This window comes from Micromonospora sp. TSRI0369 (assembly GCF_001905625.1).
GTDB classification, from domain to species: Bacteria; Actinomycetota; Actinomycetes; order Mycobacteriales; family Micromonosporaceae; genus Micromonospora; species Micromonospora echinospora_A.
This window is the reverse complement of the sequence record NZ_LIVU01000001.1, coordinates 413,053-438,205: the sequence shown is the minus strand read 5'-3', so window position 1 is coordinate 438,205 and position 25,153 is coordinate 413,053. Positions and strand designations below refer to the sequence as shown.

The following is a 25,153-nucleotide window of genomic DNA, read 5'->3' as shown; positions in this document are numbered from 1 at the left end:
CGTATCAGGCTCCGAACACCTCGACACCGGTCCGCTATCCTCCGCCGATGGCATCGAAGGGGACCGCCGCGTTGGAGGCGATGATCGAGGAAGCCACCGTCGACACGGACGGTCACGAGGACCAGCGTGCCGGCCTGTTCGCCATGATCGAGGAGCATCTGGCGGTGCCGTTCACCACCACCGTCCTCGGCGTCGAGGTCACCATAGGCAAGATCGAGCTGGCCGCGGACAGCATCGTCGCGGTCTGCGTCCGGGGCCGCCACCGGCAACGGGTCGGCCTTCTCGACCTTCCGCTACCCGCCCCCGCGCCGGATGGTGCCGCGTGGATCGACGCCTACCGGCACTGGGCCGGACGGTAGGCCACGGTGAGCGAGTACCAGTACTACGAGTTCACCGCCGTCGACCGGCCCCTCACCGGCCGGGAGCGGGCCGAGCTTCGGTCGCTGTCGACCCGGGCCGACATCACCGCCACCAGCTTCGTCAACACCTACGAGTGGGGCGACTTCAAGGGCGACCCGCGCACGTTGATGGAACGGTACTTCGACGCTCACCTGTACCTGGCGAACTGGGGCACCCGCCAGCTCATGCTGCGACTACCGAAAAACGTGCTCGACCCCGCGACGGTCGCCCAGTACTGCCAAGGTGACAGCGCCTGCGCTTCGACTGCCGGCAAGCACGTCATCATCGACCTCCACGACGAGGACGAGGACGGCGCGGACGAGTGGGACCTCGACGGCCACGGCCTGCTCACCTCGATCATCCCGGTCCGGGCCAGCCTCGCCGCTGGCGACCTGCGCCTGCTCTACCTGGCCTGGCTGCGCTGCGTACAGTCCGCCGAGATCGCCGACGACGAGCCTGAACCGCCCGTCCCCGCCCGGCTGGGGACCCTCGACGCGCCCCTCACCGCCGTCGCCGAGTTCCTGCGCATCGACCCCGACCTGATCGCGGCTGCGGCCGCCGGGTCGCCGCCGGACGCCTCTGGCGAACCGACCGCCGTGCAACTACGCACCTGGGTCGTCGGGCTGTCCGCGCGGGACAAGGACGCCATCTTGACCGACCTGATCACCGGCGGCGACAGCCAACTGCGCAACCGACTGCTGCGCCGCTACCGCGACGCACACCGCACTGATACGCCCACCCCGGCAGCCGCCCGTACCGCCGGGGAACTGCTCGCCACCGCCGCGGGGTTGCGCGCCGAACGGGAACGACGGGACGCTGAGCAACGCGAACGCGACCGGATCCGCCGCGAACGGTCCGCCGCAGCCGCCCGGCAACGGCACCTCGACACCCTCGCAGTCGACCAACCCGTCGCCTGGCAGCGAGTCGACGAGCTCATCGCCACGAAGAAACCCCGCGAATACGACACCGCCGTTCAACTCCTCGTCGACCTGCGCGAACTCAGCGAACGCGACGGGGACAGTTCGTCGTTCCAGCACCGGCTGGCCGAGCTCCGGGCGGCGCACGCCCGCAAGCCCAGTTTGCTCGAACGCCTCAACCTCGCAGGCCTCGACACCTGACGCATGGTTCCCCGCTGACCGTCGCCAAGGTGTGGCGAGGATCGTGGAGGGCCGGTGCGGCGTGTCAGCGTGACGCCCCAGACAGTCGACGCCGGCGGCGGTCCGCTCCCCGACGCGACCTCATCGCGCCGGCCACTTCATCCTGCCCGCCAGGCTCAATCGGAGTCACATGGAGACTCCTCAAGCGGATGCCGACCGGGGTGAACCGGTGCCGACGCGGGTCACCGCGACCGACCGCCGGTCGCGACCCGGGGCTTGTGTGCTCGGGCTGTGGTCCTGGGCTGGGAGAACAGCGGTCCGGGGAACGTGGGCGACTCCCTGCCACCCCAGGTGAACCCCCAGGTCGCTAGACTGGGCCCTCGCGCCCTCGTAGCTCAGGGGATAGAGCATCGGTTTCCTAAACCGTGTGTCGCAGGTTCGAATCCTGCCGGGGGCACCAGTTCAGACGCTTGGTGCTACGACCACTGCTCCGCCTGCGAGGGCTTGCGTGCCCGATCGCCTCGCCACCTACCGGCCGAACTGATGGCGGACATCGGCGCAGGAGACGGGTATGAGCAGGTGTCGGCGGTCACGACCGCGCTGGTGTAAGAGACGGGCCATCGCGGGATCCGGGCTGAGGTTGGGCGGCGATCGGTGCCGCGTTGGTCTGGCCGGTGTCGTGTTGGTCGGGCTGGATCACGGCTGCGCGACTTGGTCAGCAAGTTGCGCAGGTAGTGGGTGGGGCAGCGCTGCCATGACGCCCCCGGTAGGACCGCTCCGATGGCCTGGACCAAGCCGGCGTGAGCGTCGGAGATGACCAGGCGGACGCCGGACAGGCCGCGGGCGGTCAGCGACCGCAGGAACGCCAGCCAGCCGGCGTCGTCCGTTGGCCCTGCGTTCAACTGGTCGAATCCCTATGCTGAATTGCACTCGGCCATGTCCGGCGGAAGGAATTCGCACGCACATGGCCGAGATGGGAGACCGGCTATTACCGGTAGAACCCCGAGATGGGAGACCGGCTATTACCGGTAGAACCCCGAGATGGTGGAAGTGGTGCTTCGGTCTTCCATGGTGATGCGCAGGATCACCCTCATCATTTCCCCGTCCGGCTGCTTGGAAAGGGTGCGCGCGTGAGTGTACGTCGCGCACTGGGAGGGAAGGTATGTAGCCGCCTGCCAATCCACATCGAACGTCCCTCTGCTATTCGTGATCCACGGCGAAATCAGCACCCTTTTGCCTTGGCCGTCCGAGTAGCAGACCTTGATGGACGTCAGCTTCACCGAGGTGGCGGTGTGGTTGGTGAAGTTGCCGACGACTCGTATGTTCGAATAATGGTTCGACCACCTTGGGTTCTCGAAATCGGTTTGCACACCGACCGCGGCGCTGCTCCCAATGCTGACGGTCGCGGTTCCGGCTGCTGCGGCCGGGTTTGCGGCGCCGACGACTACGAGCAGCGCCGCAGCTGCTGCGAACAGCATCCGGACACGCATCTTTGCTCCAAGAATGCTGCTTTGAGCGCTTTTCCTCGCCCTTGCCATCAATGGTTACCCGCTTTCTCGGTGATCAATATGTTGGAGTGGACGGTATCACCGGAGTCGCGGGGGTCTACTCCTACTCTTCAATCTTGAGGGCTTCTTGAGCTTGCGTCGATCGATCTACTCGCGCAGGCTGTTGGTGCCAGGATCCGAGGTGGACAGGTGCTGTTATTTCATCTGCGTAAATGTGAGGTTTCGGGTCGGTTTCGCTGTTGCGTGGCATGCCGCAGCCTCGTGGACCTGGTGGGGAGCAAGAAGCTCCAAAACCGTTAGTTCCCGGTCGACGGCGTTTGACGCAACCTCTGCTCTGCTCGCTGCATCTTCCTCGTCCTGATTGCGGCTGGACATGTCGGAGGCGATGGGTGATGGAGCTTCAGCCAGGTCGCGGTAGGCGAGCCATGCTGCTCGATCAGCTCCACTCACCGGGGCGTATGCGGCTCGCCTATGGTCGAACAGCTGCTGGCCCGGGCGACTGTTGCATGCTGCGGCGGCCGGAAGGCTACGACCACCGCATCGGTGCCTCCGCTGCGGCTGGTGGAGCATGTAGCCGCGGCGCGACATGACGTGGAGTGGCCGACCTGGTGCCCGGTTGCGTCAACCCCTGGTGGTCCTGACCGTGGTAGAGGTCTGGCCCCGGCTGCTGTCGGCCGGTGATGCAGCCTGACGGTGACACATGGACAGCGGTCGGGCGAACCGGCGACGAGGCGGGGACGGGGCGGCCCCGCGTCCGGCCGGAGCTCGGGCGCGGGGCCGGCGGGTCAGCGGACCAGCGCTGCCACCAGCGTCCCGATGCAGGCGACGACGGCGGCGATGATCGGACTGAGCGTCTTGATGTACGCCAGGATGAGCCGGTGCCGGTCGGTCGGCTCGGCAACGGTTTCGTCCTCGTCCTCTGGTGTCTCGAAGTCTGACCCGTGAGGGATTACAGTCAACGTGACTCCTTCCGTTGCAGCGGTGGAGTCGAATGCGGCGTCCGGTGGCAGCCGGGCGCCGCCCTCTGTGTGAGGCGACGCAGTGCCGTTCGACGGTTCGAGCATCCTCCCGGCGGACAGCTAGCACAAGAGCGGGCAATTCACTGTCGGGTACCTGACAAGCAGATGCATCGCATCGAGAAAATTTCGGTGCCACCTCTTGCCAAATGCAATTTTCCGTGAACGAGTTCTACCGAACGTGACCAATCCGAAGCTTACGGTGAGCAGGCGTGTGGTCAGGCGCGGCGGAGCTGGAGCACCGCCACGCGGGCGTCGGTGGCCGTCGACGTGCATGGGCACCGTCTTGCGGTTGCGCAGCTGGATCTGGACCCCGTTCGACCCCTGGAGCCAGCCGATCTGGTCGATGCCGGCGTCGAACTGGGGATCCGCTCACCTTGTACGTGGCGGACTACGAGACGAGGAAGCCGGTCGAAGGGCGGGTCAGAACACCGGTCATCGGGAAGCGGGTGGAGCCGTTCCACCAGTGCCACACCACGCGCTCGGTGCCGTCGGCGGCGTCGAAGACGTCCATCCCGCCGGGGCCCTGGTGGTTGCCGGGCAGGTCGCGGATCGGGTTGAGTCCGGCGCTGCCGGTGTAGCCGAAGAAGGGCCGGGACACGCCTTCGCGGATGGGGGTGCAGCGGGAGCCGGGCAGAGGACTGGCGCCGCAGCGGGCGATGCCGGTGGAGTAGCGCGCGCTGTCCCAGTTGTTGCCCGAGTACATCAGGTACCAGTCGCCGTCGGCGGCCTTCCACATCGCCGGGTTCTCGACCACGTGCGTACCGCCGCTGATCTTGGCGGTGTCCCAGGTGATGTCGGTGCTCTTGAGCATGTCCCGGCGGGTGTCCCAGATCGCGCGGCCCTCGCTGTCGGTGCGGACTGTGGAGATGCCGGTCTCGGCGCCGCTGGCGATGGCGTCGTCCCGGTAGGTGACGTGCAGGTTCCCGCCGGCCACGAAGGGGTTGGCGTCGAGCGCCCACCGGCCGGCGTCCGGGCAGGCCCATTCGCCCTGGTTCTGGAAGGGGCCGCGGGCGCTGTCGGAGATGGCCCGTCCGATGCACTTCTGGCCGGAGCCCTTGCGGGAGGCGGTGTAGAACATGAAAAACCGGTTGCCGAAGCGGGCGACGCCGGGGGCCCAGACCGCGCCGCCGGGCTCGGCCCAGGCGCCCGGACCGGATGGCAGCGCGTCGTGTGAGGCGCAGTCGGCCATGCCGACGCTGCTGCCGGAGCCGTGGACGAGGACCGGTACGTACAGCCTGCCGGTCGCGCCGCAGCGCGCGCCGGTGCCGGCGCCGACTGTGGTGCCGTAGGTGACGTAGGAGCCGTCCTTCGCCAGCAGGGTGTCCGGGTCGGCCAGCGGGAAGGTGGACGAACTCGCCAGCGTGGACAGGTCGCTGCCGGGCGCGGCCGCGGCGGGCGCCTCCGCCACCGTGCCGGCGAGCAGGGCGGTTGCCGCGAGGGCGGCGAGCGTTCGGCGCTCCGGAAGAAATTTCACCGCGCGTCCTCCATTGATGAAGGTAATTGACGACCGAAGGCTATCGACGGGTGGCGATGTCGTCAACGGCTCGGAGGGTGGCCCGGCGGCCCGGCACCCGTGCTGGTCGCGTCCGTGGCGGCCGGTGGAAGCCCGCCGCACGTGCCGGAGCCGCTGTTACGCTCTGTCATGAGGGCCGTGTGGTCTGGTGAGCCCTCCGGTCCGGGCCCTCCAGGTCGGCGCCAGGGTGCGTCGGTACCCTGCTAGTTCTGGCCTGTCCGCGACGACATGAGGTATTCGTGAACGATCTTCGAGTGGTGGCGTTCGACCTGGACGACACCCTGGCGATTTCCAAGTCCCAGATCGATCGTCGGATGGCGGAGCTGCTCGGCCACCTGCTCACCGAGGTGGACGTACTCATCATCTCCGGTGGTCGGTTCGAGCAGTTCCAGTCGCAGGTGCTGGCCCACCTCGACCTCACCGAGGAGCAGCGCGAGCGGCTGCACCTGATGCCCACCTGCGGCACCCGGTACTACCGCTGGTCCGACGGGGACTGGCGGCAGGTCTACGCCGAGGACCTGAGCGAGGCCGACAAGGCGCGTGTCGTCACCGCGCTCACCGAGTCCGCGCAGGCGCTGGGCCTGTGGGAGGCGAAGACCTGGGGCGACATCATCGAGGACCGGGGCAGCCAGATCACGTTCTCCGCGCTGGGCCAGTCCGCCCCGCCAGCGGAGAAGTACGGCTGGGACCCGGACGGCGACAAGAAGCGGCGGCTGCGGGACGCGGTCGCGGCGAAGCTGCCCGATCTGGAGGTCCGCGGCGGCGGCTCGACCTCGATCGACGTCACCCGCAAGGGCGTGGACAAGGCGTACGGCATGCGGAAGCTGCTGGAGCACCTGGACCTCACCATCGACAACGTGCTCTTCGTGGGGGACCGGCTGGACGTGGGCGGCAACGACTACCCGGTCAAGGCCATGGACATCCGCTGCCACGCGGTCACCCGGTGGGAGGACACCGCCGACTACGTGGAGCGGCTCGTCGACGACCTGGTGAAGCAGCGCGCCGGGCGCGCCTGACCGACGTACGACGCAGAGCCCGCCGATTCCGGAACCGGCGGGCTCTGGCGGTATCGACGGTGATGAGGTAGGAACAGCCGAGAGAGCGCTCTCCCGTCCCATCACCGAACAGGCAGGCAGATGCGATCACCCGACCCCTCCCGCCGCCGTTTCCTCACGCTCACCGCCTCCGCGGCGTCGCTCACCGCCCTCGGCCTCCCGGCCGGCGCCGCCGCCGCGTCCCCGGCCGCGCGCCCGGCACGCGAGCCCGACTTCGGCCCGAACGTCTTCGTGTACGACCCCAGCACGCCGGTCGAGGAGATCCAGTCCACGCTGGACCGCCTCTTCACCGCGCAGGAACGCAACGAGATGGGCTTCGACAGGTACGCCGTGCTGTTCAAGCCCGGCCGCTACGCGGTGGACGCCCGGCTCGGCTACTACACGACAGTGGCCGGTCTCGGCGCCCACCCGGACGACGTGGAGATCCACGGCGCGGTCCGGGTGGTCGGGCAGCCGGACCCGAACTCGCCCGCGGGCATCTCCGCGCTCACCAACTTCTGGCGCTCGGCGGAGAACCTCGCGGTCACCCCCACCGACTGGTCGAATCAGTGGGCCGTCTCGCAGGCGTCACCGATGCGGAGGGTGCACGTCAAGGGCATCCTGTGGCTGGAACCCGGCAATGGCGGCTACTCCAGCGGCGGCTACATCGCCGACTCCAAGGTGGACGGCATCACCATCAACGGCTCCCAGCAGCAGTGGCTCACCCGGGACAGCGAACTCGGCGGCGAGTGGACCAACGGCGTGTGGAACCAGGTGTTCTCCGGCGTGATCGGTGCGCCCGCGCAGGGCTTCCCCGACCCGCCGTACACCACGCTGCCGACCAGCCCGGTCACCCGGGAGAAGCCGTACCTGTTCGTCGACGCCCGGGGCGCCTGGCGGGTCGCCGTACCGCGTCTGCGCCGCGACACCGCCGGCACCACCTGGGCCACCGGCGGCGCGCCGGTGCCGTCGCTGCCGCTGTCCGCGTTCTTCCTGGCCCGGCCCACCGACTCGGCGAAGCGGATCAACGCCGAACTGGCCCGGGGGCGGCACCTGCTGCTCACGCCCGGCGTCTACCACCTGGACCGGGCCCTGCGGGTACGCCGCCCGGACACCGTCGTGCTCGGCCTCGGCATGCCGAGCCTGGTGCCCGACCGTGGGGACGCGGCGCTGCGGATCGAGGACGTGGACGGGGTCCGCATCGCCGGGGTGCTGGTGGACGCCGGGCCGGTCGAGTCGCCGGTGCTGGTCGAGGTCGGTACGCGGCACTGCCACCGGTCGCACGCCACGAACCCGATCTCGCTGCAGGACGTCTTCTTCCGCATCGGCGGCCCGTACGCCGGGCGGGCGGTGACCAGCCTCGTGGTGCACAGCCGGCACACGCTGATCGACAACATCTGGGCCTGGCGCGGCGACCACGGCCGGGCCGGCACGATCGGCTGGACCGTGAACACCGCTGCCACCGGCGTGATCGTCAACGGCGACGACGTGACCGCGTACGGGCTCTTCGTCGAGCACTACCAGCGCTGGCAGACGATCTGGAACGGCGAGCGCGGCCGGACCGTTTTCTACCAGAGCGAGCTGCCCTACGACCCGCCGAGCCAGGCGGCCTGGCGCAGCCCGACCGGCAACGGCTGGGCCTCGTACAAGGTGGCCGACCACGTCCGCACGCACGAGGCGTGGGGACTGGGCGTCTACTCGTACTTCAACCAGGGCGTGGACATCCGCTGTGACAGGGGGATCGAGGCGCCGCGCCGGGCCGGGGTGCGGTTCCACGACGCGATCACGGTGTTCCTCGACGGCAGCGGCGGGATCGAGCGCACGATCAACGACGTCGGTACCCCGGTCGTCGGCTCGTACGGCACCAGCACTGTGGTCAGCTACCCCTGACGCCAGCGGCGGCCCGGCCGGTGATCCGGCCGGGCCGCCCGGCTCACCCGGCGAGCTGGTCGACGCGGGAGAGCACCTGGTCGATCAGGCCGTACTCGCGGGCCTCCTCGGCGGTGAACCAGCGGTCCCGGTCCCAGTCGCGCTGGATCTCATCCAGCGTGCGCCCGCTGTGCCGGGCGATGAGTTCCTGCATGGTCCGCTTCACGTGCAGCATGTTCTCGGCCTGGATGGTGATGTCGGAGGCCGTGCCGCCCATCCCGCCGGAGGGCTGGTGCATCAGGATCCGGGTGTGCGGCAGCGCGAACCGCTTGCCGACCGCCCCGGCGCAGAGCAGGAACTGCCCCATCGAGCCGGCGATCCCGAGCGCCAGCGTCGCCACGTCGTTCTTGACGTACCGCATGGTGTCGTAGACGGCCATGCCGGCGCTCACCGAGCCGCCGGGCGAGTTGATGTAGAGGAAGATGTCCCGCTCCGGGTCCTCGGCCGCGAGGAGCAGGATCTGCGCGCAGATCTGATTCGCCGACGCCTCGGTGACCTCGGTGCCGAGGAAGATGATCCGTTCCCTCAGCAGCCGTTCGAAGACCCGGTCGTCGAACGCCGGCTGCCGATCGTCGAGCATCCAGATGCCACCCATCGCCGCGCACCTCCGTACCGCCGGTGGGCGGGGGACCGCCCGGGAACCCGGCGGTCTCCAGCGTCCGCCGGGCGCACGGTCGCGGCCCAGGCTTTCTGCCCGGGGCAGATCCGCCCTCGGCAGAAGCTACGCGGCGACCGGCCGCCGCCGGCCGGCGCGGGCCCGCCGCCGGGCCACCGCCGATGAGATACGCGGGCGGGGGCGGACGGCCGGGGCGGAGGGGGTCAGCCAGATCCGGATGCCGCCGCCGAACCCGGTGGGCGTGGCGGCGTCGAGGGCCGGCCCGAGCGGCGCGGGCCCGAGGCCGACGGGCCGCAGTGCCCCGCCGAGCAGCGGTGTGGCGGTGACCGGCCGACGGGCGGCGGGCGGACGGAGCGAGACGGTGGGACGGCAGGTCACCGACGGCCGGGGCGAAACGGCCGGCCGGCGGGTGACGGACAGCCGCGGTGGGCCGACCCGCGCCTGCGGCCCGGTGCGGGCGACCGGCACCCGGTCGAACCGGGCCGCCGAGATCCCGGGGCCGACCGGCGTCGGCCGCTCGCGGCGCAGCTCGTCGCGGGCCTCTTCGAGCAGGTCGGCGAGGTGGATGCCGAGCGCGCGGCAGATCGCCGCGAGCACCTCGGAGGAGGCCTCCTTGCGTCCGCGCTCGACCTCGGAGAGATAGGGCAGCGAGACGCCGGCGGCCTGGGCCACCTCGCGCAGCGTGCGGCCCTGGCGCAGGCGGATGCGCCGGAGCACCCCGCCGATCACCCGTCGCAGCAACGACATGCCGGCCTCCTCGCGGTCGGGCGTCCCGGACGTTCCCATCATGCCCCGTCCACGCCCCCGGCACCTGCCCGGTCGGCCCCCGTGGTGCCGACCGGGCAGGTGTGGATCAAAGCCAGGCGACCGCGTTGGCGGCGCGGGGCGGGCCTGCGGCCCAGCCAGCCGGCTCGGGGCGTACCCGCTATCTTGAGGGCGTGCAGGCGACGGTGGCGGAGCGGGACCGACGGTGATCCATTTTCCCGCGCAGCGGCGGGGGCCACTGAGCGCGCTGAGTCTGCGCCTGCTCGCCGCCCTCGGCCTGGTCTTCGCCACGGTGTTCGTGGTGTGGCTCGACCGCGACGGCTACCGCGACGTCGACGAGAGCGGCCTGACCCTGCTCGACTGCTTCTACTACGTGGTGGTCTCGCTCTCCACCACCGGGTACGGCGACATCACGCCGGTCAGCTCGTCCGCGCGCCTGGCCAACGTCCTGTTCGTCACCCCCGCCCGGGTGCTCTTCCTGATCATCCTGGTCGGCACCACCCTGGAAGTCCTGACCGAGCAGTACCGCACCGGGCGCCGCCTGTCGCGGTGGAGGAGAACCGTGAAGGACCACGTCATCATCTGCGGCTACGGCACCAAGGGCCGCAGCGCGGTCTCCGCCCTGCTGGAGAACGGTACGGACAAGTCCAAGATCGTGGTGGTCGAGCGGAGCGGGCCGGCGCTGCGGCAGGCCACCGCGAACGGCCTGGTGACGATCGAGGGTTCCGCCACCCGCTCGTCGGTGCTGGAGCAGGCGCACGTGCGTACCGCCAAGTCGGTCATCATCGCGACCGACAGCGACGACGCCTCGGTGCTGGTGGCGCTCACCGTCCGGCAGCTCACCGCCGGCCAGGTGCGGATCATCGCGGCGGTACGCGAGGCGGAGAACGCGCCGCTGCTCAAGCAGAGCGGGGCGCACCACGTGATCGTCTCGTCGGCCACGGCCGGGCGGCTGCTCGGCCTCTCCACCTCGGCCCCGCCCCTGATCGACGTGGTGGAGGACCTGCTCACCCCCGGTCAGGGCATGGCGCTGGCGATGCGGTCGGCCGAGCGCGACGAGGTGGGCCGTGCTCCGCGTGAGCTGGAGTCGCTGGTCATCGCGCTGGTCCGCCGGGGGAAGGTGGTCACGCTCAACGACCGTGCCGGCGCGGTGATCGAGACCGGCGACATGCTGGTCCACGTCCGCGACGACCGGCCGCAGGCAACCACCGCGCTCTGACCCGGCCCCGCTGAGCGCCGGCGGTCAGCAGGCGCCCGGGCCGCCCTCCGCCATCACTTCGCCGCAGGTCGACGACCGGCCCTGGGTGGCCCGTCGCAGCAGGTCGTAGAGCAGGTCCCGTTCGCCGGGAGCCAGCGCGCCGAGGACCTCCTCCTCGGCGCCGGCGAGCGCGCACTCGGCCTCGCGTAGTCGCTTCGTGCCCGCGTCGGTGAGGCGTACCTCATGCCGGCGGCGGTCCTCCGGGGAGCGGCGGCGCTCGGCCAGGCCGTCCGCCTCCAGGTCGTTGAGCAGCCCGACCACGTTCGTGCTGTCGAGCTGGAGCGTGCCGGCGAGTGCCTGTTGGCTGACGCCGCCGGAGTCGCGCAGCACGGTGAGCGCCACCAGGTGGCGGGGGCGCAGGCCCAGCGGGGCCAGCACCGACTCCGAGCGCAGCCGCATCCGCCGGGCCAGGTGGTCGAGCAGGGGCCCGGAGCGGCGCTCGGACTCCTCGACCGGTGCGGCGGACATGTGACCCAGTTTACGCGCTCCGAGGAACATCGACCTGCTATAAATAGTTGGTCCTACACGAACGATCGTCGGAGGAGGAATCACCAATGGCACACCTACTGCACATCGACTCCAGCATCACGGGGGAGCGGTCGATCAGCCGGCGGCTCAGCGCCCGCGCCGCCGCCGCCTGGCGTGCCGCCCACCCGGACGGCACCGTCACCTACCGTGACCTGGGCCAGAACCCGCTGCCGCACCTGAACACCGCGAGCGGCCTCGCGCGCATGGTGCCGCCGGATCAGCACACCCCCGAGCAGCAGGCGTCCTGGCAGCTGACCGAGGAGGTGGTGGCCGAGGTGAAGCAGGCCGACACGGTCCTGCTCGGGCTCCCGCTCTACAACTACGGCGCGCCCAGCAGCGTGAAGTCCTGGGTCGACCACCTGATCGCCCCCGGCATCGCCTACGACCCGGTGACGAACGCCGGGCTGCTCGGCGACCGCCAGTTCGTCGTCCTGGTCAGCCGCGGCGGCGGGTACGGCCCGGGCACCCCGCGGGAGGGCTGGGACCACGCCGAGCCGTGGCTGCCGCACGGCCTGTCGCTGACCGGCCTGGAGCCGCGGTTCATCTGCGCCGAGCTGACCCTGGCCCCGGTCAACCCGGCGATGGCCGAGCTGATCCCGCTGTTCGAGCAGAGCCTCGCCGCGGCCGAGCGGGCCGTCGACGAGCTGTGGGTACCCGCCCCGGCGGCCGCCTGACCGGGCTGCGTCACACGCGAAGGGCGGGCCGCTCCACGGGGGAACGGCCCGCCCTTTCACATGACGGGTCAGCGGCGGATCAGAGGATCGTCCAGGTGTCGCCGCTGCCGAGCAGCGCGGCGAGCTGCTGCTCCGGGGTCTTGTCCACGCTGGCCTTGGCGGCCGCGACCTGCTCCTGCACCACGCTGTCGTAGGAGGGGCGGCCCACCGAACGGAACACCCCGATCGGGGTGTTGCTCAGGTCCAGGCCGGGCAGCCGGGACAGCGCGAACGCGTACGCCGGGTCGGCCACGCCCGCGTCGTGCACCACGATCTCCTCGGCCGGCGTGTTCGCGGTCTCCCGGACCTCCAGGCCGAAGCCGCCGGGCGGGTGGACGACGCAGAACTGCCCGTCCTTGCCGAACGTGATCGGCTGCCCGTGCTCCAGCCGGATCAGGAAGTCGTCCCGGGTGGCCGGCTCCTTCAGCGTGTCGAACGCGCCGTCGTTGAAGATGTTGCAGTTCTGGTAGATCTCCACGAACGCCGAGCCCTCGTGCTGGGCGGCGGCCCGCAGCACCGACTGGAGGTGCTTGCGGTCCGAGTCGATCGTCCGGGCCACGAACGTGGCCTCGGCGCCGAGCGCCAGCGACAGCGGGTTGAACGGCGCGTCCGCCGAACCGACCGGCGTCGACTTGGTGATCTTGCCGACCTCGGAGGTCGGCGAGTACTGGCCCTTGGTCAACCCGTAGATCCGGTTGTTGAACAGCAGGATCTTCAGGTTCACGTTGCGGCGCAGCGCGTGGATCAGGTGGTTGCCGCCGATGGAGAGCGCGTCGCCGTCACCGGTGACCACCCAGACCGACAGGTCCGGCCGGGACACCGACAGGCCGGTGGCGATCGCCGGGGCGCGGCCGTGGATCGAGTGCATCCCGTACGTGTTCATGTAGTACGGGAAGCGCGACGAGCAGCCGATGCCCGAGACGAAGACGATGTTCTCCCGGGGGATGTTCAGCTCCGGCATGAAGCCCTGCACGGCCGCCAGGATGGCGTAGTCGCCGCAGCCGGGGCACCAGCGCACCTCCTGGTCGGACTTGAAGTCCTTGGCGGTGAGCTTGAGGGCGACGGGCTCAGACATTCTTCAGGACCTCTTCCAGCATCGTCTCCAGCTCGGCGGCGGTGAACGGCAGGCCGCGGACCTGGTTGTAGCCGATCGCGTCGACCAGGTACTTCGCCCGGATCACGTGGGCGAGCTGGCCGAGGTTCATCTCCGGGACGACCACCTTGTCGTACCGGGCCAGCACCTCGCCGAGGTTGGCCGGCATCGGGGCCAGGTGCCGCAGGTGCGCCTGGGCCACCGAGTGCCCGCGCTGGCGCAGGCCACGACAGGCCGCGCCGATCGGGCCGTACGTGGAGCCCCAGCCCAGTACCAGCACCCGGGCGTCGCCGTCCGGGTCCTCCACCTCGACGGCCGGCACCGGGATGGCCTCGATCCGGGCCGCCCGGGTCCGCACCATGAAGTCGTGGTTGGCCGGGTCGTACGAGATGTCGCCGGTCTTGTCGGCCTTCTCCAGACCGCCGATCCGGTGCTCCAGGCCGGCGGTGCCGGGCACCGCCCACGGACGGGCCAGCGTCTGCGGGTCCCGCAGGTAGGGCAGGAACGTGGTGCCGTCCTCGCCGTTGGGCTTCGTGGCGAACTCGACCCGCAGGTCGGGCAGCGACTCCACGTCCGGCAGCAGCCACGGCTCGGAGCCGTTGGCGACGTAGTTGTCCGACAGCAGGATCACCGGCGTGCGGTAGGTGAGCGCGATCCGGGCCGCCTCCAGCGCCGCGTGGAAGCAGTCCGACGGCGACTTCGGCGCGATCACCGCGACCGGCGCCTCGCCGTGCCGGCCGTACAGCGCCATGTTCAGGTCGGCCTGCTCGGTCTTGGTGGGCATGCCGGTGGACGGCCCGGCCCGCTGCACGTCGACGATGACCAGCGGCAGCTCCAGCGCCACCGCGAGGGAGATCGTCTCGCTCTTGAGCGCCACGCCCGGGCCGCTGGTGGTCGTGATGCCGAGCGCGCCGCCGTACGAGGCGCCCAGCGCCGCGCCGACCGCGGCGATCTCGTCCTCGGCCTGCATGGTGACCACGCCGAACTTCTTGTGCTTGCTCAGCTCGTGCAGGATGTCCGAGGCCGGCGTGATCGGGTACGCGCCGAGGAACACCGGCAGCCCGGAGCGCACCCCGGCGGCCACCAGGCCCAGCGACAGCGCCGCGTTGCCGGTGATGTTGCGGTAGGTGCCGGGCAGCATCTTCGCCGGCTTGACCTCGTACCGGACGGAGAAGTCCTCGGTGGTCTCGCCGAAGTTCCAGCCGGCCCGGAACGCGGCCACGTTCGCCGCCACCAGCTCGGGACGGGCCGCGAACTTGCGCTCCAGGAAGCGCAGCGTGGACTCGTACGGGCGGGAGTACATCCAGCTCAGCAGCCCGAGCGCGAACATGTTCTTGGCCCGCTCGGCGTCCTTCTTGGAGACGGCGTGCTCGGCCAGCGCGCCGATCGTCATCGAGGTGAGCGCCACCGGGTGCACCGCGTACCCGGCGAGCGAGTCGTCGTCCAGCGGGCTGGTCGCGTAGCCGACCTTGGCCAGGTTGCGCCGGGTGAACTCGTCGGTGTTGACGATGATGTCCGCCCCGCGCGGCAGGTCGGCCAGGTTGGCCTTGAGCGCGGCCGGGTTCATCGCCACCAGCACGTTCGGCGCGTCACCCGGGGTCAGGATGTCGTAGTCGGCGAAGTGCACCTGGAAGCTGGAGACGCCGGGGAGGGTGCCGGCGGGGGCGCGGATCTCGGCCGGGAAGTTGGGCAACGTGGAGATGTCGTTGCCCAGCTGCGCCGTCTCCGACGTGAACCGGTCGCCGGTGAGCTGCATGCCGTCGCCGGAGTCACCGGCGAACCGGATGACCACCCGGTCCAGTTGACGGATCTGCTTGGTCACACCCGCACCTCGCTTCGCTGAGCGCCGTCGCCCCTGCCGGCCCGGCCCGCTCCGATTCTCACGTCAGAGCCTACGTCGCCACGTTAGGGCCACCTTGGTCGAGGTCCGACGTATGGGACTGGTTCGGGCCGCTGTATGCCCCGCTTTGCAGGGTTTAGTACCTGGGTCCGTAACCCAGATCACCACCCATCCATGATCACCTGTCGGTGACCGGCGGCTCCGGCATGGTGATGTCGCTGCGGCGGCGCAGCGAACGGGTCGCCAGCGTCAACGCGAGCACGACCAGAAGGCCGGACACGGCGATCAGCGCGATCGCGGTCCGCCGGATCGAGGCGTCGTCGTCGGCCGGCCCGCCGCCGGCGGCGAGCACGCCCTGCGAGGCGGTCGGACCCGGCGCGTCCACCGGCGGGGTGGCGTCCGCCGCGGCGGCGCTGATCCGGAAGCTCATCTGCACCTGCCGGTCCCGCCCGCTGCGCGGATCCAGCCGGCCGATCACCGCACCGGCCAGCGGGGCCCGGCGCTGCGCCTCGGCCGAGGCGGCGAGCGTCAACCGCAGGGTCGCGGTCCGGCCGGCCGGCAGGACGCCCAGCTCGCACCGGGTCCGGTCGGCGGTCACCGCGGCGCAGCCGTTGCCGGTGTCGCCGGCCGTCACGCCGGCCGGCAGGAGCACCTCGACGCGGCCCACGGCGTCGACCGCGCCGGTGTTGCCGAGCCGGACGGTGAGCGTGCTGGGCGCGCCGCTGATGTCGAACAGCACCTCGTCGGCGCGCAGCGAGATCCCGGGCACCGGCGGCCCGGGCGGGAAGAGCACCGGGAAGCCCTCGTCGTCGTACGCCGCTCCGCTGACCCCCGGCGCGACGGCGGTGACCTGCACGGAACCGGTCAGCGGCATGGTCCGCCAGGCGTCGCCGTCGACCCGTACCCGGATGGTGGCGCTGAACCGGGCACCCGGCTCGGCGTCCCACCCGACGCAGCTGTGGTTGGCGCCGCCGGTCGGCTGGCAGCCCGGCGTGCCCGCGTCGGTCAGCCCGGGCGGCAGCGTGTAGGCGAGCGTGATCCGCTCCGCCCGGCCGCCGGTGTTCGTCACCGTCACCCGCAGCGTGGCCACCGTGCTGTCGGCGTTCCAGTAGTCGGGCGTGAGCACCACGTCCTCGGTCTTCACCCGTACCCCGAGCGGCCCGCCGGGCGGCTGGGCCGAGGGCGGCGGCGGGGGCTGGACCGGCGGCACGACCGGCGGCGGCGCGCTGGTGGTGTTCGGGGCCGCGCTGGTCGGCGCCGGTTCGGCGGGCGGGCTGCTGACCGGCGGGGCCGGCGCGGTGGTGACCGGCGGCGGAGGCGTGCTCGGGGGTGGCGGCGCCTCGGTGGGCGGCGGGGCCGGCGACGTGGTCCCCGGATCCTCGGTGGGGACCGGCTCGGTCGGCTCCGCGGCCGGATCGGCGGGTTCGACCACCCGGGCCACGCCGAGCGGGCCTCCGACGCCGGCCGTCGCACCGGCCGGCGCCACCGCCACCACCGCCGCGACCAGCACGGGCGCCAGCAGCGCGAGGGTACGGCGGAGCGCGGCCCGCCGAACGGGTCGAACGCGCAGGCGGGGCATCTGTCCTCCGGGACGGGTCAAGGGAGTCTCATTATTCGGTGATGCTTGCCATCAGGCACTAGTCCTGCCAGGAAACGAATTCGTAACGTGTCCGGGACATCTGGACGGGACCGGTACGCTCCGGTCGTGACCGGATATCTCGGCTCGTACGCCACGCTCGGTCTGCTGCTGCTCGCCGCCGTGCTCTTCTTCGTGACGGCGTTCTCCGCGAACCGGGTGTTACGTCCGAGCCGTCCGGCCGAACCGTGGGGTAAACGGGCCACGTACGAGTGCGGCATCGACCCGGTCGGCGGCGACTGGGCCCAGATGCAGATCCGCTACTACGTCTACGCCTACCTGTACGTGCTCTTCGCGGTCGAGGCCGTCTTCCTGTTCCCGTGGGCGCTGGTGTTCGACCGGCCCGGTTTCGGGGCCACCACAGTCGTCGAGATGGGCGTCTTCGTGTCGATCGTCGCGCTCGGCATCCTCTACGCCTGGCGGCGCGGCGTCCTGCGCTGGACCTGACCGGTCAGGCCAGCCCGCGCCGGGTCACCGCCGGCGGCCGGTCGCCCCGGATCGACGCCACCATGTCCAGCACCCGGCGGGTCTGGCGTACCTGGTGGGCGCGGAACACCCGGGCGCCGAGCCAGGCCGAGACCGCTGTGGCGGCGAGCGTGCCCTCCAGCCGCTCGGGCACCGGCAGGTCGAGCGTCTCGCCGATGAAGTCCTTGTTCGACAGCGCCACCAGCAGCGGCCAGCCGGTGCCGGTCAGCTCCGCCAGCCGGCGGGTGATCTCCAGCGAGTGCCGGGTGTTCTTGCCGAAGTCGTGCGCCGGGTCGATCAGGATGCCGTCGCGGCGAACACCCAGCCCGGCCGCGCGTTCGGCCAGCCCGGTCACCGTGGCGAGCACGTCGGCCACCACGTCGTCGAAGGCGGCCCGGTGCGGCCGGGTACGCGGAGCGAGCCCGCCGGCGTGCGAGCAGACCAGCCCGGCGCCGGTCGCCGCGGCCACCCGGGCCAGCGCCGGATCCGCCCCCGACCAGGTGTCGTTGAGCAGGTCCGCGCCGGCCGCCACCGCCTCCACCGCCACCTCGGCCCGCCAGGTGTCGATGGAGATGACCACCTCGGGGAAGGCGGACCGGACCGCGGCGATGGTGTCCACCGTCCGCCGGATCTCCTCGGCCACGTCCACCTCGTCGCCCGGGCCGGCCTTCACCCCGCCGATGTCGATGATCTCGGCGCCCTCGTCCACCGCGCGCTCCACCGCGCGCAGCGCGCTGTCCTGCGCGAACGTGGCACCCCGGTCGAAGAACGAGTCCGGCGTGCGGTTGACGATCGCCATCACCACCAGCTCACCGGGGCCGAACGTCCGTCCGCCCAGCCGCAACGCCCCGGTCATGCCCGCCTCCTCGTCGCCCGCGCTCGCCGGCCGGTCCGACGCTATCCGGTCCCGTCCGCGCCACCGGTTCCGGTCCCGTGCGCCGGACGCATTTACCGACCGGACGTCCCGGAGGGCTCGCCCGATCCGGGCCCGCATGCCACGATCTGTGCATGGGTGAGGTTCTGCTCCTCTTGGTCGTCGCGTTGACAGTCGCGGCTGTGGTGTTCGGGGTGACGGTGCTGGTCTCCGGCAAGGATCCGGGCCTGACACCGGCCGAGCCGGACGGGCGGGCCGTGCCCCTGCCGGGCAGCCGTCCGCTCGACGAGTCGGACGTGACAGGCGTCCGCTTCGACACGGCGCTGCGCGGCTACCGGATGGCCCAGGTCGACTCCGCGCTGCGCCGGGCGGCGTACGACATCGGCTACAAGTCCGAGCTGATCAGCGTGCTGGAGGCGGAGAACGCGGCCCTGCGCGACGGGCGCACCGAGGACGCCGACGCGCTGCGCCGGGCGCGCGAGGAGGCCGCCGCGACCCGGCCCGAGACGGAACCGGCCGTCGACCCGTCCGACCCGGAGCCGGTGGTGATCGACCTGTCCGCGCCGGAGCGCCCGGCCCACACCGACGCCGACGGGCAGCCGGGACGCGCCCCGGCCGAGCCGGGCGTGGCGGAGGCGCCCGCCGCCGCGGCGACCGAGGACACCGTCGACCCGGCCGACGGGATCGCCGCCGGCGGCGACTCCGACCGGGAGCGCGGGCCGGTGGTCCGGTCGGAGTCGGCGTGACCGGCGCCGGCCGGCCGGCGGACGACTTCACCGAGGCGTCCCGGCGCGGTGCCGGCGAGGTCACCGCCACGGTGATCGTCGACGCGCCGGCCGACCGGGTCTTCGCCGCGCTGACCGACTGGGAGCGCCAGTCGGACTGGATCCCGCTGACCCGGGTCCGGGTGGTCGAGGGCGACGGCGGTGAGGGCAGCCTGGTCGAGGCGGTCACCGCGCTCGGCCCGGCCGTGCTCCGCGACGAGATGCGTGTGGTCCGGGTCGACGCCCCGTACGAGGTCGGGGTGGTGCACTGCGGCAAGCTGCTGCGCGGCCCCGGCGTGCTGCGCTGCACCCCGATGGACCGCGACCGCACCCAGGTGGTCTGGCACGAGTGGTTCCACCTGCCGGGCGGCCCGGCGGGCCGGGTGGCCTGGCCGGTGCTCTGGCCCGGCTCGAAGTTCAGCCTGACGCAGGCGTTGAAGAAGTTCGCCCGGCTGGTCGAGCAGGGCCGCCTGCCCTGACCCAGGGTTGTCGGTGGGCTGACCTACCGTGGACGCCGTGACTGACCTGGTGACCGGCCCAGACGGGCTGCCGCGCTGCGCGTGGGGAGCGAGCACCCCCGACTACGCCGTCTACCACGACGAGGAGTGGGGCCGGCCGCTGCGCGGCGACGACGCGCTCTACGAGCGGCTGACGCTGGAGGCGTTCCAGTCCGGCCTGTCCTGGCTGACCATCCTGCGCAAGCGGCAGGCGTTCCGGCTCGCGTTCGCCGGGTTCCGGATCGAGCGGGTGGCCCGCTACGGCGAGGCCGACGTGGCCCGGCTGATGGCCGACGCCGGGATCGTCCGCAACCGGGCCAAGATCGAGGCGGCGGTCGCCAACGCCCGGGCCGCGTCGGAGCTGCCCGAGGGTCTTTCCGCGCTGCTCTGGTCCTTCGCGCCCCCGCCCCGGGCGGCGCGCCCCCGGTCCTTCGCCGAGGTGCCGGCCACCAGCCCGGAGTCCGTCGCGATGGCCAAGGCGCTCAAGAAGCGGGGCTTCCGGTTCGTCGGCCCCACCACCGCCTACGCGCTGATGCAGGCCACCGGCATGGTCGACGACCACCTGGCCGACTGCCACGTGAGCGGTGACCGGGCCGGGGTGTGACGGAGTCCGCGACCTCCGGCGTGATGGGATTGGGACATGACCGACACCGAGCCGCGTACGAGCGGGACGACCGACGGTGAGACCACTACCGGCGCCTGGGCGGTGCTGCTGCCGGCCGAGCGCTTCGAGGCCGAGCGGCTGGTGCACCACGACGTGCTGGAGCTGACCGGGCCGGCCGGGGCGGCCCGCCCGCGGCCGGGCGACCGGGTCGCGGTGCTCGTCGGCGAGCCGCTGCGGCTGGTGGCGCTCGGCCGGGTCGCGCTTGCGACGTCCGAGACCCGGGAGGACCCGGACGACCCGCAGTCCGACCCGTCGGCCGGGTCGCTCGTGATCACGTACACCCGGCGGGCGCTGGACGAGCCGGTTCCGGTCGACGGCGCGGCGCCGGACGGGCCGGTGGTCGCGCTCGACCCGGCCCGCTGGCGCGCGCTGGCCGACCGGATCGGCCCGCCGCCCGCCCGCAGCACCTGGCTGGTCAGCCTGGACCTGCCGATCGAGGCGGCGTCGCGGGCCGAGGCGGTCCGGATCTTCTGGTCCTACGTGCAGGAGCTGGGTCCGCGTGAGCTGCCGGCGTTCGTCTCGCCCTACGGCGACGAGCTGGCCATGCAGGCGTTCGTGCTCGGGGTCGAGGCCAACCAGGATCCGGAAGAGGACGACTGACCCGGGCACACGATCCCCATCCACGGCGGCCACGTGGCCCGCTGAGCGGGCGCGCGGGGCATTCCCGGCGCCCGGCCCGGCGCGGGTTCAGCGGCCCTCGAAGACCGGCTTCTGCTTGTTGACGAACGCCTTGGTGGCGGCGTGGTGGTCGGCGGTGGCGCCGCAGATCGCCTGCGCCTGCGCCTCGGCGGCCAGCGCGTCGGCGAGCGTGCCGGCGTCGGCGATGGAGAGCTGGCGCTTGATCGCCCCGTACGCGACGGTCGGGCCGGCGGCGAGCCGCGCGGCCAGCTCCTGCGCGGCCGGGAGCACCTGCTCGTCGTCGTCCACCAGCTTGGTGAGCAGGCCCAGCCGGCAGGACTCCTCGGCGCCCACCGGCTCGGCGAGCATCAGCAGCTCGACGGCCTTGGCGTGGCCGACCAGCCGGGGCAGCGTCCAGGACGCGCCGGTGTCGGCGGCCAGCCCCACCCCGGCGAAGGCCATCAGGAAGCGGGTCTTCGGGCCGCCGATGCGGAAGTCGGCGAGCAGGGCCAGTGAGGCGCCCGCCCCGGCGGCCATGCCGCGCACCGCGGCGACCACCGGCTTGGGCAGGTTGGCCAGCCGGGCGGCGATCGGGTTGTAGTGCGCCCGGACCGTGCCCAGCGGGTCGGTGTCGGCCGAGTCCAGCGTCCGCACGTGCTCGCGCAGGTCCTGTCCGGCGCTGAACGAGCTGCCCGCGCCGGTCAGCACCACGGCCCGGCAGGAGCGGTCGGTCTCCAGCTCGGCCAGGGTGTCCCGGAGCGCCTCCTTGAGCGCCACGTCGAGCGAGTTCATCGCCGTCGGGCGGTTCAGCGTCAGGGTGACGACGGCGTCGGTGCGGTCGACGAGGAGCGGCTCGGTCACGTTTCTAACGACCCTTCTGTCTGGCGAGGCGGTTGCTCGCGTCGAGGCACTGCTCGACGTACCGGTCCGCGGCCGGCCGGAGCCGGGCGGCGTGCCGGTCGAAGAAGCTGGCCGCGCTGGTGCCCGGCCACCGCTCGGGCAGCAGCGCCGGTGGCAACTGCGGGTCCCGGAACAGGAACGTACGCCACGCGTGCACGAGCCGGAACCGGGCCGCGTACGCGTCCTCGTCGCTGCTGCGCACCGTGACGCCGGACAGGAGTGGCTTCTGCTCGGCGACGAAGCGCTCGTACGCCCGGCCGATCTCGGCCAGGTCCCAGGCGCGGCGGACCACTCCCATCGCGCCGGGCGTGCCGGCGGTGTGGGCGGCGGTGAACCGCTCGTAGCGCACGCCCGCCTCGTCGAGCAGCAGGTCGACGTCCTCGCCGGCGCGGGTGGCGACCCAGGTGCAGTCGTCGAGCGTGCCGTAGCCGAGGAAGGTGAGGTTGGCGGCGAGCCGCTGCCGGTCGCGGCGGGACGTGGGCGGGGTGAGCACCAGGAGGTCGAACCGTCCGTCCCAGCTGTGCCGTCCGGTCCGGTAGATCCGCGACGCCGCCTCGTCGAGTCGACGGGCCGCCTTCGGGGTGATCGAATACCCGGGTCCGGAAGCGAGCCGGAGCGGATCCAGCCAGCCCTGACGGACCATCCGGCTGACCGCGGTACGCACCGCCGGTGGGGCGATCCCGAGCGGGGCGAGCAGCTTGACCAGGGCGGCGACGGGTGCGCGGCCACCCCGGGCCCGGAGGTGGTCGCCGTACAGGTCGAAGAGTGCCGACCGTGCCTGCATGACCGCACATTGTGACAGGCCTATCCAAGATAAGCTAGATGCTGTTACATCAATGCTGCTTCGGTTTGGGTCCGGCGGTGTTCATCAGGGAAAATCGTTGGTCGAGCCTTCCGCGAGGGTTGCGGATGGCGATGGCGAAGTGGCTGTGGGGCAACTCACCGACCCTGGTGTAGGTCTGAGGGGAGACAACATGGCGGCGATGAAGCCGCGGACGGGCGACGGTCCGCTGGAAGTCACCAAGGAGGGCCGGGGCATCGTCATGCGTGTCCCGCTGGAGGGTGGTGGCCGGCTCGTCGTCGAGATGACTCCCGACGAGGCCACCGCGCTTGGTGACGCGCTGAAGGCGGCAGCGGGCTGATTCGAGGAGTGTCCGCGTGGCGTCCGCCGCGCGGGCGGTTCGTCATACCCTGAGCCACCGGCGTCGCCGGTGGCTCAGGGCCTTCCTCGGTGGGCGAGCGATGAAACGTCCCCGTTGAAACCGTTTCGGAGGTACGGTCCAGCGTGCTGGTCATTCGTCTGGTGAGCGGACCCGTGGGGTCCGACGCTCTCGCCCTGCCCGTCCGTCCCGGGAAGCCGGACTCTCCGGCCGAGCTGGTCCCGACCGCGGTGTCGCCCGGCGAGGACGTCCGGGCCGAGGCCGCCGCCGTGCTGCCCGCCACCCGGCTCACCGGCGCGGCCGGTGAGGTGCGCGAGCACCTGCGTCCCGGTGGCGCTCCGGGACGGTTGTGGCTGCTCGGCGTCGGGAACGGCGAGGAGCACGACTGGCGTGCCGCGGGGGCCGCGCTGGCCCGCGCGGCGAAGGATGAGACGCAGATCACTATCGCGCTTCCCGCCGAGGCGACGGCGGCGCTGCGCGGCCTGGCCGAGGGCCTGCTGCTCGGCTCGTACCGCTTCCGGCTCACCGAGGCCGGCGGACGTCCCGCCCTGGCCGAGGCGCTGGTGCTCGTCGACGACCCGGAGGCCCTCGCCGGCACGCTCGACGCCGCCCGGACCACCGCCGAGATGACCCGCCTGGCCCGGGACCTGACGAACACGCCCTCGTCCACCAAGAACCCGGAGTGGTTCGCCGCGCAGGTGGCCGGCGCCGCGTCCGGCCGTACCGGCCTGCACCTGCGGGTACGCGGCCCGCAGGAGCTGGCGGCCGAGGGCTTCGGCGGCATCCTGGCCGTCGGCGGCGGCTCCGCCAGCGGCCCGCGCCTGGTCGAGCTGGACTGGCGGCCGGAGGGCGCGCGCACCCACGTGGTGCTCGTCGGCAAGGGCATCACGTTCGACACCGGCGGCATCTCGATCAAGCCGGTTCCCGCCATGAAGCTCATGCGCAAGGACATGGCCGGGGCTGCCGCCGTGATCGCCGCGACGCTCGGCGCCGCCGAGCTGGGGCTGCCGGTACGGGTCACCACGCTGGCCCCGCTCGCCGAGAACATGGTCAGCGGGTCGGCGTTCCGCCCCGGCGACGTGATCCGGCACTACGGCGGGCTGACCAGCGAGAGCACCAACTCCGACGCGGAGGGCCGGCTGGTGCTCGCCGACGCGATGGCGTACGCGGTCCGCGAGCTGAAGCCCGACCTGCTCGTCGACCTGGCCACGCTGACCGGCGCGAACGCGGTGGCTCTCGGCAAGCGGCACGCGGCGCTCTACAGCGAGAACGACGCCCTGGCCGGCGACCTGCTCGACGCGATCACCGCGGCCGGTGAGCGGGCCTGGCGGATGCCGCTCGCCGACGACTACGTCGAACACCTGGCCAGCGACGTCGCCGACCTGCACAGTTCACCGGCGCAGGGGGCCGGCTCGGTGGTGGCCGCGCTGTACCTGCGGGAGTTCACCGGTGACCTGCGGGACCGCTGGGCGCACCTGGACATGTCCGCGCCCTCGTGGTCCGACGACACGCACGGCGAGCTGGTCAAGGGCGCCACCGGCTGGGGCGTACGCGGGTTGCTGCGCTGGCTGGCGACGCTGGGTTGATCTAGCTCTTCACAGCGGCGAGCAGGCCGTGGCCGACCGGCAGCAGCGCGGGCACCCAGTTCTCCGACTCGCGGATCGTCTTGATGGTCTCCCGCACGGTGACCGTCTCGACGTCCCGCGCGGCCGGATCGCCGATCCGGCCCGCCGCGAGCGCGCCGTTGAGCGCGAGCACCCCGCCGGGGCGCAGCAGCCGCAGCGCCGCGTCCACGTACGCGGCGAAGCCGGTGGCCGCCGCGTCCACGAAGAGCAGGTCGTAGGCGCCGTCCGCGAGCCGGGGCAGCACGTCGAGGGCCCGGCCGGTGATGATCCGGGTGCGTCCCGACGGGAAACCCGCCTCCTGGAACAGCCGACGGGCGATGCGCTGGTACTCCACCTCGACGTCGATCGTGGTCAGCACCCCGTCGGGGCGCATGCCGCGCAGCAGCCAGACGCCGCTCACCCCGGTGCCGGTGCCGATCTCCACCACCGCCCGGGCGCTGCCGGCGGCGGCGAGCAGCCGCAGGGCGGCGCCCGACCCGGGCGTGACCGCTTCCACCCCCACCTCGTGGGCGAGGGCACGGGCCGTGCGCAGCACGAGGTCCTCGGTGACGTACGACTCGGCGAAGTGAAGCGCCTGGGCCGTCGAACTGCCGTGACCGGCGACCGTGGCGATGGGACACCTCCGGGGGCGGACTGGT

26 protein-coding genes, 1 tRNA gene and 1 pseudogene are annotated in these 25,153 nt (G+C 72.0%); 14 read left to right on the top strand and 14 right to left on the bottom strand.

Annotated features, from left to right (window positions below):
- The first annotated feature begins 47 nt into the window (after positions 1–47).
- The 3 genes from AMK25_RS02115 to AMK25_RS02105 all read left to right on the top strand — a co-directional run bounded on the left by AMK25_RS02115 (position 48) and on the right by AMK25_RS02105 (position 1,956).
- Positions 48–359, top strand: coding sequence for a hypothetical protein (locus AMK25_RS02115; RefSeq protein WP_241826215.1), 312 nt, complete (start codon positions 48–50; stop codon positions 357–359).
- 6 nt (positions 360–365) lie between these two features.
- Positions 366–1,517, top strand: coding sequence for a hypothetical protein (locus tag AMK25_RS02110; protein WP_073825702.1), 1,152 nt, complete (start codon positions 366–368; stop codon positions 1,515–1,517).
- A gap of 363 nt (positions 1,518–1,880) precedes the next feature.
- Positions 1,881–1,956: transfer RNA gene (locus tag AMK25_RS02105), tRNA-Arg, on the top strand.
- 250 nt (positions 1,957–2,206) lie between these two features.
- Here AMK25_RS02105 and AMK25_RS32280 read toward each other — a convergent pair.
- The 4 genes and pseudogenes from AMK25_RS32280 to AMK25_RS02090 all read right to left on the bottom strand — a co-directional run.
- Positions 2,207–2,380 (bottom strand): annotated as a pseudogene (locus tag AMK25_RS32280) (transposase); the annotation flags it as partial.
- 138 nt (positions 2,381–2,518) lie between these two features.
- Complete coding sequence (locus AMK25_RS02095; RefSeq protein WP_073825698.1) at positions 2,519–2,986, bottom strand: hypothetical protein; 468 nt, start codon at positions 2,984–2,986, stop codon at positions 2,519–2,521.
- A gap of 803 nt (positions 2,987–3,789) precedes the next feature.
- Entirely contained in the window at positions 3,790–3,963 is a 174-nt protein-coding gene (locus AMK25_RS32275; protein ID WP_013283846.1) for a hypothetical protein, read from the bottom strand.
- Between the two features lie 448 nt (positions 3,964–4,411).
- Positions 4,412–5,497, bottom strand: a complete 1,086-nt coding sequence (locus AMK25_RS02090; RefSeq protein ID WP_073825695.1) for a family 43 glycosylhydrolase — start codon at positions 5,495–5,497, stop codon at positions 4,412–4,414.
- A gap of 278 nt (positions 5,498–5,775) precedes the next feature.
- Between AMK25_RS02090 and AMK25_RS02085 the strand changes: the two genes are divergently transcribed.
- Positions 5,776–6,552, top strand: a complete 777-nt coding sequence (locus tag AMK25_RS02085; RefSeq protein WP_073825691.1) for an HAD-IIB family hydrolase — start codon at positions 5,776–5,778, stop codon at positions 6,550–6,552.
- Positions 6,553–6,672: 120 nt separating this feature from the next.
- Positions 6,673–8,460 carry an adenylyl cyclase gene (locus tag AMK25_RS02080; protein ID WP_073825687.1) on the top strand — a complete coding sequence of 596 codons (1,788 nt, stop codon included), beginning with the start codon at positions 6,673–6,675 and terminating at the stop codon, positions 8,458–8,460.
- Between the two features lie 43 nt (positions 8,461–8,503).
- Here AMK25_RS02080 and AMK25_RS02075 read toward each other — a convergent pair whose 3' ends face one another.
- Both AMK25_RS02075 and AMK25_RS02070 read right to left on the bottom strand, forming a co-directional pair.
- The gene (locus AMK25_RS02075) at positions 8,504–9,094 is read right to left on the bottom strand and encodes a ClpP family protease (protein ID WP_073825684.1); all 591 of its coding nucleotides are present in this window, start codon (positions 9,092–9,094) and stop codon (positions 8,504–8,506) included.
- Between the two features lie 126 nt (positions 9,095–9,220).
- A complete protein-coding gene (locus tag AMK25_RS02070) occupies positions 9,221–9,862 on the bottom strand; it encodes a helix-turn-helix domain-containing protein (protein ID WP_073827032.1) in 642 nt (213 codons plus the stop codon).
- Between the two features lie 223 nt (positions 9,863–10,085).
- Between AMK25_RS02070 and AMK25_RS02065 the strand changes: the two genes are divergently transcribed.
- A complete protein-coding gene (locus AMK25_RS02065) occupies positions 10,086–11,099 on the top strand; it encodes a potassium channel family protein (protein ID WP_073825680.1) in 1,014 nt (337 codons plus the stop codon).
- Positions 11,100–11,123: 24 nt separating this feature from the next.
- Here AMK25_RS02065 and AMK25_RS02060 read toward each other — a convergent pair whose 3' ends face one another.
- On the bottom strand, positions 11,124–11,606 hold the full coding sequence (locus tag AMK25_RS02060) for a MarR family winged helix-turn-helix transcriptional regulator (RefSeq protein ID WP_241826214.1): 483 nt from the start codon (positions 11,604–11,606) through the stop codon (positions 11,124–11,126).
- Positions 11,607–11,692: 86 nt separating this feature from the next.
- Here AMK25_RS02060 and AMK25_RS02055 point away from each other — a divergent pair, with 86 nt between their 5' ends.
- A complete protein-coding gene (locus AMK25_RS02055) occupies positions 11,693–12,340 on the top strand; it encodes an FMN-dependent NADH-azoreductase (protein WP_073825672.1) in 648 nt (215 codons plus the stop codon).
- A gap of 79 nt (positions 12,341–12,419) precedes the next feature.
- Here the strand turns inward: AMK25_RS02055 and AMK25_RS02050 are convergent, their stop codons facing one another.
- From AMK25_RS02050 to AMK25_RS02040, 3 genes are all read right to left on the bottom strand, one after another.
- Positions 12,420–13,454 (bottom strand): 2-oxoacid:ferredoxin oxidoreductase subunit beta, encoded by a 1,035-nt coding sequence (locus tag AMK25_RS02050; RefSeq protein WP_043326944.1) that lies wholly within the window; start codon positions 13,452–13,454, stop codon positions 12,420–12,422.
- Positions 13,447–15,294, bottom strand: a complete 1,848-nt coding sequence (locus AMK25_RS02045) for a 2-oxoacid:acceptor oxidoreductase subunit alpha (protein WP_073825667.1) — start codon at positions 15,292–15,294, stop codon at positions 13,447–13,449. Before AMK25_RS02045 ends, AMK25_RS02050 begins: the two co-directional genes overlap by 8 nt.
- A 196-nt stretch (positions 15,295–15,490) precedes the next feature.
- Positions 15,491–16,891, bottom strand: a complete 1,401-nt coding sequence (locus AMK25_RS02040) for a hypothetical protein (protein ID WP_073825663.1) — start codon at positions 16,889–16,891, stop codon at positions 15,491–15,493.
- Between the two features lie 126 nt (positions 16,892–17,017).
- Here AMK25_RS02040 and AMK25_RS02035 point away from each other — a divergent pair, with 126 nt between their 5' ends.
- The gene (locus AMK25_RS02035) at positions 17,018–17,395 is read left to right on the top strand and encodes an NADH-quinone oxidoreductase subunit A (RefSeq protein WP_073825659.1); all 378 of its coding nucleotides are present in this window, start codon (positions 17,018–17,020) and stop codon (positions 17,393–17,395) included.
- Between the two features lie 4 nt (positions 17,396–17,399).
- Here AMK25_RS02035 and folP read toward each other — a convergent pair whose 3' ends face one another.
- Entirely contained in the window at positions 17,400–18,269 is an 870-nt protein-coding gene (gene folP / locus AMK25_RS02030; RefSeq protein ID WP_073825656.1) for a dihydropteroate synthase, read from the bottom strand.
- Positions 18,270–18,421: 152 nt separating this feature from the next.
- On the opposite strand from folP, the gene AMK25_RS02025 reads away from it, so the two are divergent.
- The 4 genes from AMK25_RS02025 to AMK25_RS02010 are packed head-to-tail and all read left to right on the top strand — an operon-like array spanning position 18,422 to position 20,812.
- Positions 18,422–19,033 carry a DivIVA domain-containing protein gene (locus tag AMK25_RS02025; protein WP_073825654.1) on the top strand — a complete coding sequence of 204 codons (612 nt, stop codon included), beginning with the start codon at positions 18,422–18,424 and terminating at the stop codon, positions 19,031–19,033.
- Positions 19,030–19,530 (top strand): SRPBCC family protein, encoded by a 501-nt coding sequence (locus AMK25_RS02020; protein ID WP_073825651.1) that lies wholly within the window; start codon positions 19,030–19,032, stop codon positions 19,528–19,530. The genes AMK25_RS02025 and AMK25_RS02020 overlap by 4 nt, the downstream gene beginning before the upstream one ends.
- A 37-nt stretch (positions 19,531–19,567) precedes the next feature.
- Positions 19,568–20,152: a DNA-3-methyladenine glycosylase I gene (locus tag AMK25_RS02015; RefSeq protein ID WP_073827031.1), complete on the top strand. Its 585-nt coding sequence runs from the start codon at positions 19,568–19,570 to the stop codon at positions 20,150–20,152.
- A 36-nt stretch (positions 20,153–20,188) separates the two neighbouring features.
- Positions 20,189–20,812 (top strand): hypothetical protein, encoded by a 624-nt coding sequence (locus tag AMK25_RS02010; protein WP_073825648.1) that lies wholly within the window; start codon positions 20,189–20,191, stop codon positions 20,810–20,812.
- 87 nt (positions 20,813–20,899) lie between these two features.
- Here AMK25_RS02010 and AMK25_RS02005 read toward each other — a convergent pair whose 3' ends face one another.
- Both AMK25_RS02005 and AMK25_RS02000 read right to left on the bottom strand, forming a co-directional pair.
- On the bottom strand, positions 20,900–21,691 hold the full coding sequence (locus tag AMK25_RS02005; RefSeq protein ID WP_073825644.1) for an enoyl-CoA hydratase-related protein: 792 nt from the start codon (positions 21,689–21,691) through the stop codon (positions 20,900–20,902).
- Between the two features lie 4 nt (positions 21,692–21,695).
- On the bottom strand, positions 21,696–22,514 hold the full coding sequence (locus AMK25_RS02000; protein WP_073825640.1) for a PaaX family transcriptional regulator: 819 nt from the start codon (positions 22,512–22,514) through the stop codon (positions 21,696–21,698).
- Between the two features lie 190 nt (positions 22,515–22,704).
- On the opposite strand from AMK25_RS02000, the gene AMK25_RS01995 reads away from it, so the two are divergent.
- Entirely contained in the window at positions 22,705–22,872 is a 168-nt protein-coding gene (locus tag AMK25_RS01995) for a DUF3117 domain-containing protein (RefSeq protein WP_013283866.1), read from the top strand.
- A gap of 143 nt (positions 22,873–23,015) precedes the next feature.
- Complete coding sequence (locus AMK25_RS01990; protein WP_073825637.1) at positions 23,016–24,476, top strand: leucyl aminopeptidase family protein; 1,461 nt, start codon at positions 23,016–23,018, stop codon at positions 24,474–24,476.
- Between the two features lies 1 nt (position 24,477).
- Here the strand turns inward: AMK25_RS01990 and AMK25_RS01985 are convergent, their stop codons facing one another.
- The gene (locus AMK25_RS01985; RefSeq protein ID WP_255419527.1) at positions 24,478–25,128 is read right to left on the bottom strand and encodes an O-methyltransferase; all 651 of its coding nucleotides are present in this window, start codon (positions 25,126–25,128) and stop codon (positions 24,478–24,480) included.
- Positions 25,129–25,153 lie beyond the last annotated feature (25 nt).